Below are 14,668 nucleotides of genomic sequence, written 5' to 3'. Positions count from 1 at the left end.
TTCAGTTCTCCTCCAGGATCACCCGGATGTCATCGCTTGAGACCCCCGCGTTGAAGACGATGGTGACGGTGCGCCGGTCTTCCGAGAGTGTCACTTTCTCCGGGTATCCCGCCGGCTGGTCCAGGTCGATTCCCCGGAACTGGCGTGCTTTCTCGCTGGTGTCCGTCCATGCGCCGGTGGCGAAGATGCCATCGGTGGCATCCAGGTATTTGCCCTGGCAGCAGATGGCCAGCACCGGACGGTCAAAGGTGACCGCACCGTCGAACCGCCTGAAGCCCATGTCATAGACGGGGTTGAAGCGGACGAGGAAGCTGCGCAGGCGCTTTTCCGGATCCTCCTGCAGCACATGGAGCTGGCTGGCGTTGGTGGAGGAAAACGTGCCGGGTTCCGTGATTTCCGCCTGGAACGCCTGGTCGAAGATGACGTTCCGCTTTTCCGGGATGACGAGGACGGTGTCATTGCTCTCCAGCTTTGAGAGCTGTTCCGCGGTCCCCGGAGGTGCCGGTTTGACCGAGCCGTGGGTGGCGATGATGCCGGAGGCCAGCGGCCAGGTCCGTGCGAAGGGAGTGGCCTCGAATTCCAGATCCTCGATGCCGGCGGACCTGGCGGTGCGCACCGCCTGGCCTTCTTCCAGCCGGCGTGTTTCCTTGCCCTGGCTGACCTCGATGAGGCCGTCCAGAACGAGGAACTCCGATGCGCCGTTGCGGTCGGTGGAGACACCGAAGGAAGTGCCCAGATCCGTGACCATGCCGGTGGCGGTGGCCACCTGGAAGCCATGGGCGCTCTCCGGGCACCACGCGTTGAGCTTTCCGGAGTGGAGCCGTATCTTCATGGCGGACTCGATCCGGAAATCCGCCGGGGCTTCGACCGCGACGACGGCTCCGTTGCTGAAGTTGAGGCGGAACAGACCCTCCCGCGGGGCATGGCGGTAGCCGGGGCTGATGTCATGCCGGGCGATGACGCGTCCCTGGTCATCCAGCTCGATCATGGAGGCCACGACCGCGGGTGTGGCGGAGTGCTGGTAGGCGAGGAAGCCGCCTGTGGCCGCCAGGGTGATGACGGCGGCGACCGCCAGCCGGCGTGTCCACGTGCGGCGGGAAATCCTGCGCGTGAGGCCATTGACGAAATCATCCGCCTGCTCCGCGCCCACGGACATGGCATGGCCGGCGGCGCTGCGGACGAAGGTTTCATCCTGGCGCTCCGTCTTCAGCCGGGCGAGCGAGTCGGAGATTTCCAGATGCAGGCGCAGCTCCGCGCGCAACGCGGCATCCCCGCGCAGCGCGTCCATCAGGGCGGCGCGGGATGGTTCGTCCGCCTGCCCGTCGAGCAGCTCTCCCAGCAGTTCCTGTGGATCGTCCGGAGTTGGCATGTCAGTGGGCGTCGTAGATGGCTTTCGAGCGGAGGCAGTCCGCGAGGAGCTGCCGTGAGTGGAAAAGAACCTTCCGCACCGTCGCGGACTGCATGTTCAGATCATCGCCGATCTGGCTGGAGTTCCGGTCGTCGAAGTAGCGGGCGCGGATGATCTCGCGGGAACGGGTGGAAAGACCCTCGATGCACTCGATGAGCGCGCGGTTGCGGATGGCGTGTTCCTCGGCGGCGCCCGGGCCGCGGCCTTCCGTCTCCGTATCCAGCAGGAGGGTGGTCAGGTTTTCGTCGATGAGGCGCTGGCGGCGGCTGGTTTTCGTCAGCTCGTTCATCACCAGGTTGCGGGCGATGGTGCGGAGCCAGGCACCCGCGTTCTCCGCCTTGTCCAGATCATCCCATTTCCGGTAGGCGAGGAGGAAGGCTTCCTGGGCGAGGTCATCCACCCACGCGGACTGCACGCCGAGGGAGCGGATGAAATAGCGGAGGCCGGAGTGGTGGGCCTGGACGACTTCCGTGTATTCGTTGATCTCTGGCATGGGTTCCGGGATGGTGCGAAATCGTGGAGGCGGAGAGCGGGAGCCCTGCTTTCCACCAAGGGTCAATTTCCCGGATGAGGGAAGTGTGAAAATTTTTTCCGCGGCGTCCGGAAAATGGAAACGGCGGCGACCAGGGGGGAGTGGTCTGCCGCCGTGATTCCTTCGGGGGGATTGGCTGGGGGGATGTGCGGCTGCCGTTCCGGATCGGGGGGAGTTCCTCGCGGCAACGAAAGGAAGATGACACAAAACCGGCCCACACTCCATACCGTGATGGCGTATCCGCAGGTGCGTGGGGCGGGAGGCAGGCTTTGCTTGCAGGCATGGTGCTTTTCAGGATGCTGGGAATGTCATGCTGCGGCGGACGGATTCCCTACTCCCGAACCATCGATGAATAAGCACTGGATGATCCTGCTCTCGGTCGCCCTGGGCAGCGGCCTGGCGGTTGCCGCGCCCGGCGACACCAAAGTCGCGAAATGGAAGGACGACCGCACCGCGGCTTTCCTGCTGATGTTCGACGACGGCTGGCCGAGCCACTGGCAGGTGGCCATCCCGGAGATGGCGAAGCGGGGGCTGATCGGGACTTTCTACATCAACCCGGAGAAGGGTGAGTACAAGAAGTTCGAGGAGAAATGGACCAAGGAGATCCCCGGGACGGGCATGGTCTATGGCAACCACACGATGACCCACCAGGGCGTGAGGGACGCGGAGCATGCGGAGTACGAGGTGGGTGCCTGTGCGGAATACATCCGCAAGGTCACCGCGAAGGAAAAGCCGGAGCTGCTTTCCTACGGCCAGCCGGGGGTGGGGCCGGGGAAATGGAACATCACCAAGGAGCAGCTTGATGAATTGCTGGAGAAACACCACCTCATCGACCGTCCGCCTTTCAGGGACCATGGCGCGGTCTATCACCTCCAGACGACGGAGCAGATGATGGCCCTGGCGGACAAGGCGGTCGGGGAGAAGGGCATGGAATACCTCGTCCTCCACGGCGTGGAGCGGAAGGAGCCGGACTGGGGCTACCAGGATTTCTGGGCGCTGAAGCAGGATGTCTTTTTCCCGCTGCTCGACCGGTTGAAGGAAAAGTCGGACAAGGGCGAACTCTGGATCACCGATCACGTCACCCAGCACAAGTACGAGGTGCAGCGGGAGGCGGCCGCTGTGAAGGTCGTGCGCGCGGCGGCGGAGGAGATCGAGCTGGAGGTGACATGTTCCGCGGACCCGAAATGGTATGACGGAGTGCTGACCTTCATCACCGAGGTGCCGGGCGACTGGAAGAAGGTCGCCGTTTCCCAGGGCGATGCGCGTGCGACCGTGGATGTGAAGGACGGCGTGGTGAAGTTCGACGCGCTCCCCGGGGCGGTCGTGCTGACCGCACAGTGATCCGTGGGAGGATATTTTCCTGATTTCCCCCTAACGCGGACGCTTCCCGCGGCTATACAACCATGACGAATGACGCCGGACGAACCCATCCGCATGCTGAGCCAGCTACAGCCGGCCCTGTATGCCTATATCCTGAGCCTCCACCCGAACCGGGTGGATGCGGAGGACATCCTGCAGGAAACGAACGTCACGGTCTGGAAGAAGCTGGGTGAATACGAGCCGGGGACGAATTTCCGCGCCTGGGCGTTCAAGATAGCCTACTACCAGACGCTCGCGGAGCGGAAACGGCTTTCCCGGAGGCCGTCGTTTTTCGAGTTGGACGAGCAGTTGCTGAACCTGCTGTCGGAAGAGGCGGAGGTCCGCCTGGCACAGTATGATGAGAAGGCGAACGCGCTGAAGCACTGCCTGGTCGAGTTGCGTCCGGAAGACACCCGGCTGCTGAAGCGCCACTATGCCGACGGCTCCCCGATCAAGTCGATCGCGGAGGAGCTGGGCCGCAGCGCGGTCGCCCTGCGTGGTTCCCTGCTGAGGATCCGCCGGGCACTGAAAGCCTGCATCGAGAAACGCCTGCCCACTTCCCCCACCTGACAGCGATGCGAGACGATCCGACATCACCCGAACCCCCGACGGAGGAACTGCTGCACGCGCTCATGGCCGGGGAGCTGCGGGAGGAACAGCGCGCCGTGCTGCTGGAGCGGTTGCGGAGTGATCCGGCGGCGCGGGAGGCGTATGGCTCGGTGATCGAGATGGAGGCGATGCTCCATCATGAATTTCCCCGGATGGCGGAGTTCCGTGAACCCGCGCCGCTGGTGCGCAGGCCGTCGGGGAGGGTGGCGCCGGTGGTCATCAGGAAAAGGAAGGACTCCCGGATGATGGCGGGATGGGGCATGGCGGCAGCGCTGCTGCTTTCCTTGGCGGCATGGTGGGGCCTGCGCCCGGCACCGGCTCCGGTGCTGGTGGAAGGCTATGGCGAATGGTCATGGCTGGATGCGGCGGGCAGGAAGCATCCGCTGGAGGTGGGGCAGGCCCTGGGGAGGAACGGGGCGCTGGTGACGGAGGGGACCGGCTCCTTCGCGAAGCTGCGGTTCGTGGACAAGAGCACCGTGGTGCTGTCGGGGGAGGGCGAGCTGAAGGTGCCAGTGGAAAAGTCGAAGCGCCTGGTCCTCCGGAGCGGGAACCTGGAGGTGGAGATGACCCCGCAACCTGCGGGCAGGCCGGCCTATGTGGAGACAGCCACCGCACGGGTGGAGGTGGTGGGGACGCGCTTCTCCGTGGATGCGACATCTTCCAGTACTACGGTCGCCGTAACTTCCGGAAAGGTGAGGTTCAAACGGCTGGCGGACGGTGACACCGTGGACATCCCGCAGGAGAGGATGGCGACCGCCACGCTGGATGCCCGCAGCGGGCTGGAGGCGCGGTCGTTTTCCTCCGCCCCGGTGTCATGGAGGGCGGTTCCGCCGCAGGGGGGGTACTTCGGGGCGCAGCCCTTCCGCGCGGGAGGGTCTTCCGCGCAACCGGTCATCCATCATGGGGTGGTGTTCCGCAGCGACGGGGACCGCGTTTTCGATGGCATCGTGGAGCTCCGGACCCAAAGCAGGCTGCGGGTGAAGTTCCGCGTGGCGGACCCTGGTGCGCACATCCGGATCTTCCTGCACTGCCGGGATGGGAAGGGCGGCTTCGCCGGCAACCGCGAGGTCAAGTTCCGGGCCTCCTCACTGCCGGAAGATGTCATAGGCTGGAGGATCTACGAGGGGGACATCGGCGGGATGGAGATCATCGCCCCGGCGAAAGGTGCCGGGATCTCAGGCTCCCGCCTGGCGAACCTTTCCATCTCGGTTCTTGAAGCCGATGACCTGCTCCAGGTTTCCGAAGTGGAGATCCAGGACTGAGAGCCGCCTTCCATCATCCAAACGACCATCCATCCATGAAACCCACCATCATTCCCCGGGCCGCGCTCTCCGCAGCGGCGGCATTCACTTTCTCCGGCGCTCCTGCAACGGCGGCCAGCATCTGGACGGAGGGGGAGTCCGCTTCCCCCGCCAGCGTGCAACGGCATCCGTGGTGGTATGACAAGGTGAAGAAGGATCTGCTGAGCGGTGGCGAATGGCTGAGCAACTACGGACCGAAGGAAGGCACCGGTGAATACGACATCGAGGTGCCGGAGGACGGGGCCTACACGTTCTGGATCCGTGCGAACCCGCTCCAGGCGAAGCTCGGCTACTCCATCGGTGACGGGCCGTGGGTGGCGGTGGATTTCACGGAGAAGCGCGGCCAGCAGAACATCGCGGAGGACAACAAGCCGGACATGCGCTTCATCGCCTGGGTGAATGCGGGCGTGCTGGACCTGAAGAAGGGCACGGTGAAAATGAAATTCCGCATGGCCAGCGCCAATAACAACCACGGCGGGCTGGATTGCTTCGTGCTGACGACGGATGCGTTCGTGCCGCAGGGCATCGTAAGGCCGGATGCGGTCGCCGCGGCGGGACCCGCCGATTGGTTTCCACTGATGCCGGATGTGGACGGGTTCAAGGCGGGGTCCGTCATCGACATGTCATCTCTCAACCATGTCCCTGCGGGGAAATTCGGCCCGGTGGTGGCGGACGGGAGCCGGCTCCGTTTCGCGGATGGGAAGGAACCGGTGAAGCTGTGGGGGGCGGGTGCGAACTTCAGCGCGAAGGACTCCAGGGAACAGTCGCTGCAGAGGATCAAGTACCTGCGGAAACATGGCATCAACTATGTGCGGCAGCACCCGTTGTTCGACACGGTGGCGACGGATGGGAAGATCGATCCGGCGAAACTGGCGGAGTATGACTGGTGGTTCGCGGAACTGAAGAAAGCGGGCATCTATTCCTGCTGGAGCGTGTTCTATCATTTTCCTGTTTCCGCTGCCGACGGTTATCCGGAGGAACTTTTCAAGGAGCTGTCACCACTGGGGAAAGACGGCCTGCGCGATACCTACGGACTCATCCAGATGTCACCGGAGCTGTGGGACCTCCGGCTGAAGGTGCTGACCGCGCTGCTGGAACATAAGAACCCGCACACAGGCCTGCGCTACGCGGATGATCCGGCGCTGGCGACGGTGGAGTTCCAGAATGAGGACTGCATCTTTTTCTGGAATCCGCTGGGTGAACTTTCCAATCCGGGGACGAAGAAGTGGCCGCTGCACGCGAAGCTGCTGCGCCAGCGGTTCGCCACATGGGTGAAGGACCGTTACAAGGACGACGCCGGGGTGAAGGCGGTGTGGGGCAAATTCAGCGAGTCCCTGGACTCCGGGGAGCTCACGCTGATGGGGCCGTATGACATGGACGCGCAGGGCATCCGCGGCAGGTTCGCGGGCCAGACAAAGCGGGCGGGGGACCAGATCCGCTTCATGACGGAGATGCAGCGCGGGCTTTACGAAAAGACGGAGAAAGCGGTCCGTGCCACCGGCTTCAAGGCGCAGACGGTGACCACGAACTGGCTGGGAGGATCCTCACTGGTCGATCAGGCGAACATCCATGCTGACACCATCGGTTCGATGATCGACCGCCACAACTACGCGGGTGGCGGTGCGGGTGGCCACGGCATCCATGAGGGCGGTGTGTATGCGGATTCCCATCTGGGCAAGCCGGGCAAGTATCTGTTCTCCATCGGCTTCAAGCAGGTGGCGGACAAGCCGTTTTCCCTGAGCGAATGGACGATGTGCCCGCCGAACCAGTGGAAGCTGGAGGCTGCGCCGATCATGGCATTCTATGGCATGGGCCTGCAGGGGTGGGATGCCTCGCTGCATTTCACGCAGAGCGGCCCGCGGCTGGGCGACGGCTGGCCGGGGATGAGCAGCTACACCACGGACACGCCGCACTACATGGGGCAGTTTCCCGCGCTCGCCTTTGCGGTGCGGAAGGGACATTTCAAGGAAGCTCCGGTTGTGGCGGCGCGAACCGCGACGACGGAGCAGCTTTTCTCCGGCACACCGGCGTGGGCGCAGAACTACTATGACGGCAAGACGCAGGTGAACTCACCCGGCGCGGTGGCGGATGAGATGTTCGCCGTGGGACGGGTGACGGTCGGTTTCGACGGAGGCGAACCGAAACAGGCGGACGCCAAAGGCCTGTGGGATGAGAGCACGAAGACCATCACCAGCGCGACGGGCGAACTGGTCTGGGACTACGGCAGGGAAACGATCCTGGTGAAATCCCCGAAGACCCAGGGCGTGATTGGAAAGGCGGCGGGCCGTGCGGTCGATCTGCCGGGTGTCTCCGTGAAAATCTCGACGGAGTTCGTCAGCCTCCTGTTCACGCCGCTGGACGACCAACCGCTGGAGGCGAGCAAGCATGTGCTCATCACCGCGCTGGCGCGGGACAAGCAGAGCGGCGCGAAATACAGCGAGGATGGCACCAAGCTGGAAGTCGTGGGCACCGCGCCGTTGCTGCTGGAGCCGGTGCAGGCGTCCATCCGCCTGAAGGGGGCGAAGCCATCACAGGTAAGCGCCCTCGACTACCAGGGCGTTCCGAAAAAAGAAGCGATCACCCCGCAGGCGGACGGCACCTTCACCATCGATGGCACCAGCGCGGCTTATTACTATGAGGTGAAGCGTTGATCTCCCGTAACGGGATGGCCGCGCCATCACGGCGGGGCGGAGCGGTGCCATCTTCCGATCCCAATCCGCCATGGATGGCTGGTTAGGCAGGGACCGCATTCCATGCGGTCAGGTGGGGAGATCCACTACTACCTTCCGCCTTCCATATTCAACTGATTCCCCAAATCCAGGAGATGGAGAGTCACCTGCGAAGATGGAGTCGGAGGATGATGGATCATCTTCCCAACCGGACCGCATGGAATGCGGTCCCTGCCACTCTCAATTCCGATGAAACGGATCACCTCTCACTGTTCCGTCACATATACAGGAAGCGGACCGATGGGCAGGACGAGAACCCCTCCCTCGGCGGCGACGGTGGATTTCCCGCCCAGCATGTCAGTGACGGTCGCCTGTGACGAAGGGAAAGGAATGCGGGCGGTGGTCGGTCCTTTGATGTTCCATGCCATGATCACGGGCTTCCCATCCGCGGAGGATGACGGCGCGAAGCGGTAGGCATAGGTGTCTTCCTCCCCTTCGTGGATGGCATCGAGGAATTTCGGCTCGGGAAGGATCGAGATCATCGCCTTCACCGCGTGGGCGGACGGACGCCAGGTGCCGTTCCGGTTGAAGAGGCCGCCGTTATACTGGTCGGAGTCGTGGATGAACATGACATGCACGCGTTCGACGCCCAGGCGCATGGCGAGGGCATAGTTGCGGACGATGCTGGCTGCCTGGAGGTTCGAGGTCACCGATCCCGGGCGCTTGCCGGGAAAGCGGCCGCCTTCTTCCTGCGGGATCTCCCAGCCCATCTCCGTGTACCAGATGGTCGAATCACCCCGCTGGTGTTGGGTGAGGGTCTTGCGGATGGTCGAGAGGTTGGTGCTGATGCTGTAGTCGCCCCATTTCTGGATGGAGAACCCTTCCGGTGGCGCGGGATCCACGTAGGGGTGGGTGGCCAGGATGTCGTAGGCTTTGGCGACACCGGCATCCACCGCGTGGACGTTCTTGATGAAGCGCAGGTCACCCGCGGAAACGCCTCCGGTGCTGAAGCCCACGATCTTCACCTGGTCCGAAACGAGTTTCGCGGCCCGGTGGGCCGCGATCAGGAGCTTGGCGTAGATGTTTTCCCGGAACGCCTCGAGTTCCTTGTTGGGCCGCCCGTCCGGCGGGACCAGGTATTGGAAGTTCGGCTCGTTGCAGATCTCCCAATGGATGATCGGGCGGTTGGGGACATCCGGGTGCTCCTTGAAGAAGGCCCCGTCCGGGCCATAGCGGCGGATCATCGAGGTGAACGCCTCCACATAGCGGGCGACGAACTCATCTTCCTTCCCCGCATCCGTGGCGTGGTCGAATCTCGGCGCGCCGAAGGTGTAGAGCACTTCCACCCCATCCTCGGCCAGAGCGGTCATCGCCTCATCCGTCAGCGGTCCGCCGAGGCGGATGGACTTCCAGCCCACTTCCTTCAGCGCGGCGCGGCGCGCCTTGTATTCGTTCCACCAACTATAAAGACCGTAGATGTTCGCGTTTGGCCGGGCCTTCGCGGCGATCTCCTCCATGGGAGGAAGTTCGCGCGGCTTCGTCCTCCACAGCGGGGACTCCGCGTCCGGCTGTGGCAGGCCGATGGCGGGTGGAACCGCGGAGGTTTCTTTCTTCACCGCTCCTCCCGGTGAGAAGAAGCGCAGGATGGTGTCCGCATAGACGCCGTGGCCGTGGTTGCCGGGGTGGTTGATCCAGTTGTGGAGCTGGCTGAACGGAGGGATGCCCTGGTCCGCCTGGTGCATCCAGTCCGCATACACATCCGCGCAGGCGACCTTCTCCTCTTTGGCGAGCGCGAGCATGGCGTCCCGGTAGTCCACGATGCGTGTGGCGATGCCGGACTTCAGGAAAGGCCCCGGCTGCATGGGCGTAACGAGCATTACCTCCGTGCCGGTGGCACGCGCTTTCCCGATCACGCCCCGGAGGCCTTCCTTGTATTCCTCCACGGAGACGCGGGGCTTGCCGCCGATGGTGGAGTTCGCGTCATTGAGGCCAAAGGCGATCAGCAGGAGATCCGGCTTCTGCGGCGCGACCTTTTCATCGAAGAACTGGGGCGCGACCTTCGAGGTGGTGCCGCCCTGCACCGCCTGGATCGGCTCGATTTTCGCGGAGGGGAAAACTTTCCGCAGTCCGGTGACGACGCGGCTGGCGTAGGTGAGGTTTTTTTCCGTCCAGAGGTTGAGCGTCCATGCGGTGGCCTCCGCGCCGAGCGTCACGCTGTCGCCCATGAAGGCGATCCTGAAGGGTTCCCCGCCTTTGAGCTTCGCGGTGGATTTCGCGATCCCTTCCGGATTGACCGGAGCGGCGGGGGTGAAGGCGCGGATGGGGAAGATGTCCTCCTTTGAAATGACATGCTTCCCGTCCGTCTGCCATGGCGCGACGTAGATGCCGGCGATGGCGGTGGCCCCGGCATCCGGCTCCGGAAGGACGGGGCAGACGAGGTAGGATTTCCCGGCCTTGATGGTGACCTTCCCATCCTTGAGCTGGAGGAGATCCAGCCGCTGGGTGGCGATGCCGTAGGATGCCTTCAGCTTGCCGGAGCCGGGCTTGCCGAGCTTGTCGCCGATGTTCGTGACCTGCGGCCAGGTGGGGTGGAGCTTGAAGTCCTCACCCTCCTTGAAGGTCTTTGATCCATCCTCGGACTGGAGGGTGAGGCTGCCCGGCACCAACTGGCGGTAGAGGCCGCCGAGGATCTGGGTGTTGCCATGGTCGGAGCGGGCGGGGCTGAGGTTCAGTGGTCCCGGCGTGCCCTTGTCCGCGGGCCACATGTCGAAGCTCTCGAAGCGGGGGAGGTAGTTCACCGGGATGTCGCCGGTTTTCTCCAGCTTGCGGACTTCCGGCGCAGTGATGGCCAGGGTGCCGGCGGGCAGTTTCACCGTCGCGCCATCGGCGGATTTCCAGTCACCGGCGGTGACTGAAATTTTGTCCGATGGCGGGGAAGTGGGATCGACAGACTGCGCGTGCAGGGTGGACACGGCTCCGAAAGCGGAGAGAAGAACAGGGAACAGACGGGCGTTGGGTTTCATGCGGCTGTTCCAGCCAAGCAGATCCCGCGGAGAATGGGGAGCGGAAGTTTCAGGGGGCGCAAGGTGCTCACATGGGAAAAATCCAACCGCAGATGAACAAGGATTAACGCAGATGAATATCAGGATAGCTCCCAAATCCTGAATCCGAACCGACAACTTCGGTTTCACAAGTCTGAGCCGTGAGATGAAAACAGAAATTTCCGTGAATCTGCGACATCCCGTTCATCTGCGGTTGGAATACGCATGGATGAAGGAACTCCTCTCCCTGAGATCAAGACCTTGGGGAGTGGTGATGTCGGGGAGACGGCGACCGGTGATCGCCGCCACAAAAAACCGCCTGCCGCACGGAGGCGGCAGACGGTTTTGGAAAGAGGTGGATGCCGGATGAATCCGGCGCTCCGTCACTTGATCACGCCGGCGTCAACGGCCTTCTTGTAGGCACCTTCCGGATCCTTCGCCCACTTCTCCTGCTCCTTCGCGTTGAAGACGAAGTATTTCTTGCCGTTGTATTCAACGGTCGGGCTTTCAGGGGTGACGATGGTCTTGAAGCTGATGGCGCTGTACTTCTGCTCCTGGAGCTTGATGTCCTCCAGTCCGAGTTCCTTTTCTTTGCCCTTCAGTTGGGGGAGGACGCCTTCCTCGATGCCGGCTTTCACCCAGTAGGCTTTGCCTGCGTCGCTTGCGGCATCCCATGCCTTCTCGCACTTGCCGCAGCACATGAGGATCTTGTTGCCTTTGAACTCGACGACCTTCTCGGCCTCGACGTCCTCGTCGGTCATCATCGGGCACTTGGTGTTGGCCTCGGCGGCGAGGGCGTGGCCGGAAAGGGAGGCGGCTGCGAGGGCGAAGGCGCCGAGCAGCGACTTGAAGCTCAGGGTGGAAATGGTCTTGGACATGAGGGGGAAATTAGCGGGATTTCCCCGGACCACAAGGGATTTCCCGGTGCCGGAAAATGACTCTTTCGTGGGGGGAGGGAGGTGCACCGGGAGCCGGAAAATGGGACTGGAAACCGCTGCCAGGCGGAAAATGGAGCTTTAACCCGCGGAGTGTGCGCTGGCGCATCGTGTCATGCTTGACAATCAACCCGGAAGCGGGCGCATTTCCAACATGCCTGCCAAGAAATCAACTTCCACTGAATCCAAGTTCAACAAGACCCAGATCCTCGAGCACATCTCCGCCAGCACCGGCGTTGCCAAGAAAGAGGTCTCCGCGGTTCTCGACAGCCTCGCCGAAGTGATCCAGCTCCACGTGAACAAAAAGTCCGTCGGCGAGTTCGTCCTTCCGGGCCTTCTCAAGATCAGCACGGTCAAGAAACCGGCGGTGAAGGCCCGCAAGGGGATCAGCCCGTTCACGAAGGAAGAAGTCACCTTCAAGGCCCGCCCGGCATCCGTCGCCGTGAAGGTCCGCCCGCTGAAGAAGCTCAAGGAGATGGTTCTCTGAGCCTGACCTTCGGATAAATCATCCTGAACCCCCATCCTTTCACGGGATGGGGGTTTTTCATTTTGATGAGGGCGCTTTCCTTCTCCGGTTCTCCGGATGCCGCGCTTCCGGATCATGGATGGGATCTTTTCACCAAGCGGAACGGTGGGAGGTCCGTGGGTTTTCCCTGACGGAATGGCGCAGCCATTCCGCTACCCCGGCAGCTGATCCAGCGGATTCCTCCAGATCATCCTGGGAGCGGAGTCGCCGGGGGCCACCTGGGTGCGGGCGAATTTCAGGATGCGGTCGTGGGCGCTGGCGGTGGTTTTCGATCATCTGCCGAGCCTTTCCCGCCACCCGTCTGGATCCGGGATCACTTGAGCTTCGGTGCTCCGGGGACGCCTTCGGTCATGAGCCGCTTCAACTGTGCGAGGTGATCGGTATAGACGTCCTTGGGCAGGCACTGGTGTTCCTTCATGATGGCATTGGCCATGCCGACGACCTCGCCCATCATGCCGGTGGTCCTCATGACGCGCACGGTGCCCAGGGCGACGTGGGTGACGCTGATGTTCCGCCCCGCCATCATGAGGTTGGGCACATTGCGTGAATAGAAACAGCGGTAGGGGATGGGATAGGGATCGATCTTGACGTGGCTGGCCTTCGACTGGAAGGCATCGCAGGCGCAGAGCGGTTGCTTCGGGTAGTGCAGGTCGATGGTCCAGGTGGTGGTCACGGAGGCATCGGGGTAGGGGATGCCCCCGACGACGTCCTGCTGTCTGAGGACGAACTCCCCCATCAGGCGCCGGGATTCGCGCTTGCCGCCGATGTAGGCGACCCAGTTGAGCTTCCGGTTGGCGAACTTCTTCCGGCGTGCGGGATCAGAGCTGTTTTTGAGCACGCTCCAGTTTCCGAAGACCACGCGCAGCGCGTAGTCACGGACTTCCTCCATCTGCGTCGCGTTGTTGAGGTGTGACCCCGTTTCCCAGTCCCAGTCGCCGCGGACGGTTTCAACGCAGGTTTCCTCGGTGAAACCGATGCCCCAGGTGACTTCCGGGAAAGCGGACGCATCTTCCTCCACCCGGGTGTTCCACTGGACGGAGGTGCCCATCACGAGATCGTCCTCCACCGATGGGGCCAGCTCCTCCTCGGTGTGGGTCTTCGACTCGCGGCCGATCCGGTAGTCCGCCTTGGCGAGGTAGCCGAGGTTTCCGTCGCCGGTGCAGTCGGCGAAGATCCGCCCGGAAATTTTCATCTTCTGTCCGCTGCGGGTGTCCTGCGCCAGCACGGAGGCGATCCTGCCGTCCTTCATCTCCACTCCGTTGGCCCTGGTGTTGAGCAGCAGGGTGATGTTCTTCTCCGCGAGGACGTATTTGAGCTTCTTGTCGTCCTGGTAGTTCGAGGCGTCCCCGGCGTTGTGCTCCTTCTTCTCGGGATGTTTTTTGATGATGGCCAGGATCTCCTTGCTATACTCCAGTTCCGGCTGCCGGTTGGCTTCCCATAGGTTCCAGTGCCCCACCGGCCCCAGTTGCTCGACCAAGTTCCCGAGCTCCGGGTAGGGCTTCTTGCGGATCAGTCCGGAAAGGCCGACGCGGACCTCGGAGCTGTTGTTCCCTCCCAGGATGGGGCGGTCCTGGATCAAGGCCACATTGCAGCCATAGCGGGCTGCGCTGACGGCGGCGCAGATGCCCGCCATGCCTCCGCCGACGACAACCAGATCGTAGCCGCCCTTTTCCACCACCACCTGCTGTTGGGGCAGGAGGCGGTCGCGCAGGGTCTGGATCTCCGCGAGCGACCCGCCGGGCACGAAGCCGGGGGCATCGCTCAGAAGGATGGCGTCGCAGCGTCCGTTGAAACCGGTCAAGTCACGCAGGGCGAGCTGGTGCTCCCCGGCGGCCAGCTCGACGGTGCCGCCGTCCTGCCAATGCCATTCGGCGCCTTTCTCGCCGAAGAGGATTTCGAGCGGGCGTCCGTCCATGACCACGTTGAAAATACCGGGCGAGCCGCTGGCTTTCATCGGCCCCTTGAACTCGTCGCCCTTCCATTTCCCCACCCAGTCGCGGGTGCGGACCCATACCCGATGTTTCCCTCCCTTGCGGATCTGGAAGGTGGTCCGGGCGTCCGTGACCGCCTCCCCCAGTCCATGGGCCATGAGATAGGGTGAGCCCATCTGGTCCATCGACTGTTGGTCCACGACCCAGCCCCCGAGGTCGGAGAAGCTCTCGGCATCAATCAACAGCTCGTCGGCCCGTGCGCCCGCCGGGGAGGCCACGAGCGCGGCGAGGGTGAAAGACTTCCAGAACGTGGCCACGGTAGCGAACGGTGATTTGGCTTTCATTGGGTTACCATGA

Annotated in this window: 10 protein-coding genes; 5 read left to right on the top strand and 5 right to left on the bottom strand. The window is 63.2% G+C overall.

The features are described from left to right. Window position 1 precedes the first annotated feature (1 nt). Together KF712_10845 and KF712_10840 are read right to left on the bottom strand one after the other, a co-directional pair. Window positions 2–1,369 carry a hypothetical protein gene (locus KF712_10845; GenBank protein ID MBX3741480.1) on the bottom strand — a complete coding sequence of 456 codons (1,368 nt, stop codon included), beginning with the start codon at window positions 1,367–1,369 and terminating at the stop codon, window positions 2–4. A gap of 1 nt (window position 1,370) precedes the next feature. Continuing rightward, window positions 1,371–1,901: a sigma-70 family RNA polymerase sigma factor gene (locus KF712_10840; protein ID MBX3741479.1), complete on the bottom strand. Its 531-nt coding sequence runs from the start codon at window positions 1,899–1,901 to the stop codon at window positions 1,371–1,373. Between the two features lie 387 nt (window positions 1,902–2,288). On the opposite strand from KF712_10840, the gene KF712_10835 reads away from it, so the two are divergent. The 4 genes from KF712_10835 (at window position 2,289) to KF712_10820 (ending at window position 7,860) form a co-directional block, all read left to right on the top strand. Then, a complete protein-coding gene (locus KF712_10835; protein MBX3741478.1) occupies window positions 2,289–3,281 on the top strand; it encodes a polysaccharide deacetylase family protein in 993 nt (330 codons plus the stop codon). A gap of 69 nt (window positions 3,282–3,350) precedes the next feature. Then, the gene (locus tag KF712_10830) at window positions 3,351–3,869 is read left to right on the top strand and encodes a sigma-70 family RNA polymerase sigma factor (protein ID MBX3741477.1); all 519 of its coding nucleotides are present in this window, start codon (window positions 3,351–3,353) and stop codon (window positions 3,867–3,869) included. Window positions 3,870–3,874: 5 nt separating this feature from the next. Then, window positions 3,875–5,170: a FecR domain-containing protein gene (locus tag KF712_10825; GenBank protein ID MBX3741476.1), complete on the top strand. Its 1,296-nt coding sequence runs from the start codon at window positions 3,875–3,877 to the stop codon at window positions 5,168–5,170. A 35-nt stretch (window positions 5,171–5,205) separates the two neighbouring features. Beyond that, entirely contained in the window at window positions 5,206–7,860 is a 2,655-nt protein-coding gene (locus tag KF712_10820; protein MBX3741475.1) for a hypothetical protein, read from the top strand. Window positions 7,861–8,144: 284 nt separating this feature from the next. Here the strand turns inward: KF712_10820 and KF712_10815 are convergent, their stop codons facing one another. Together KF712_10815 and KF712_10810 are read right to left on the bottom strand one after the other, a co-directional pair. After that, a complete protein-coding gene (locus tag KF712_10815; protein ID MBX3741474.1) occupies window positions 8,145–10,901 on the bottom strand; it encodes a hypothetical protein in 2,757 nt (918 codons plus the stop codon). 401 nt (window positions 10,902–11,302) lie between these two features. Next, window positions 11,303–11,797 (bottom strand): hypothetical protein, encoded by a 495-nt coding sequence (locus KF712_10810; protein MBX3741473.1) that lies wholly within the window; start codon window positions 11,795–11,797, stop codon window positions 11,303–11,305. A 211-nt stretch (window positions 11,798–12,008) separates the two neighbouring features. On the opposite strand from KF712_10810, the gene KF712_10805 reads away from it, so the two are divergent. Then, window positions 12,009–12,341, top strand: a complete 333-nt coding sequence (locus KF712_10805) for an HU family DNA-binding protein (GenBank protein ID MBX3741472.1) — start codon at window positions 12,009–12,011, stop codon at window positions 12,339–12,341. A gap of 352 nt (window positions 12,342–12,693) precedes the next feature. Here KF712_10805 and KF712_10800 read toward each other — a convergent pair whose 3' ends face one another. Further along, window positions 12,694–14,655, bottom strand: a complete 1,962-nt coding sequence (locus tag KF712_10800) for an FAD-dependent oxidoreductase (protein MBX3741471.1) — start codon at window positions 14,653–14,655, stop codon at window positions 12,694–12,696. Between the last annotated feature and the right edge of the window lie 13 nt (window positions 14,656–14,668).

The sequence above is a fragment of the Akkermansiaceae bacterium genome (assembly GCA_019634595.1).
Lineage (GTDB): Bacteria > Verrucomicrobiota > Verrucomicrobiia > Verrucomicrobiales > Akkermansiaceae > Luteolibacter.
This window is presented reverse-complemented; position numbering and strand designations above follow the sequence as displayed.

Coding starts and splice junctions, on each gene's coding strand:
- KF712_10805 (MBX3741472.1), top strand. CDS start 12,009: ATGCCTGCCAAGAAATCAACTTCCACTGAATCCAAGTTCAACAAGACC.
- KF712_10825 (MBX3741476.1), top strand. CDS start 3,875: ATGCGAGACGATCCGACATCACCCGAACCCCCGACGGAGGAACTGCTG.
- KF712_10845 (MBX3741480.1), bottom strand. CDS start 1,369: ATGCCAACTCCGGACGATCCACAGGAACTGCTGGGAGAGCTGCTCGAC.
- KF712_10835 (MBX3741478.1), top strand. CDS start 2,289: ATGAATAAGCACTGGATGATCCTGCTCTCGGTCGCCCTGGGCAGCGGC.
- KF712_10810 (MBX3741473.1), bottom strand. CDS start 11,797: ATGTCCAAGACCATTTCCACCCTGAGCTTCAAGTCGCTGCTCGGCGCC.
- KF712_10815 (MBX3741474.1), bottom strand. CDS start 10,901: ATGAAACCCAACGCCCGTCTGTTCCCTGTTCTTCTCTCCGCTTTCGGA.
- KF712_10820 (MBX3741475.1), top strand. CDS start 5,206: ATGAAACCCACCATCATTCCCCGGGCCGCGCTCTCCGCAGCGGCGGCA.
- KF712_10800 (MBX3741471.1), bottom strand. CDS start 14,655: ATGAAAGCCAAATCACCGTTCGCTACCGTGGCCACGTTCTGGAAGTCT.
- KF712_10830 (MBX3741477.1), top strand. CDS start 3,351: ATGACGCCGGACGAACCCATCCGCATGCTGAGCCAGCTACAGCCGGCC.
- KF712_10840 (MBX3741479.1), bottom strand. CDS start 1,901: ATGCCAGAGATCAACGAATACACGGAAGTCGTCCAGGCCCACCACTCC.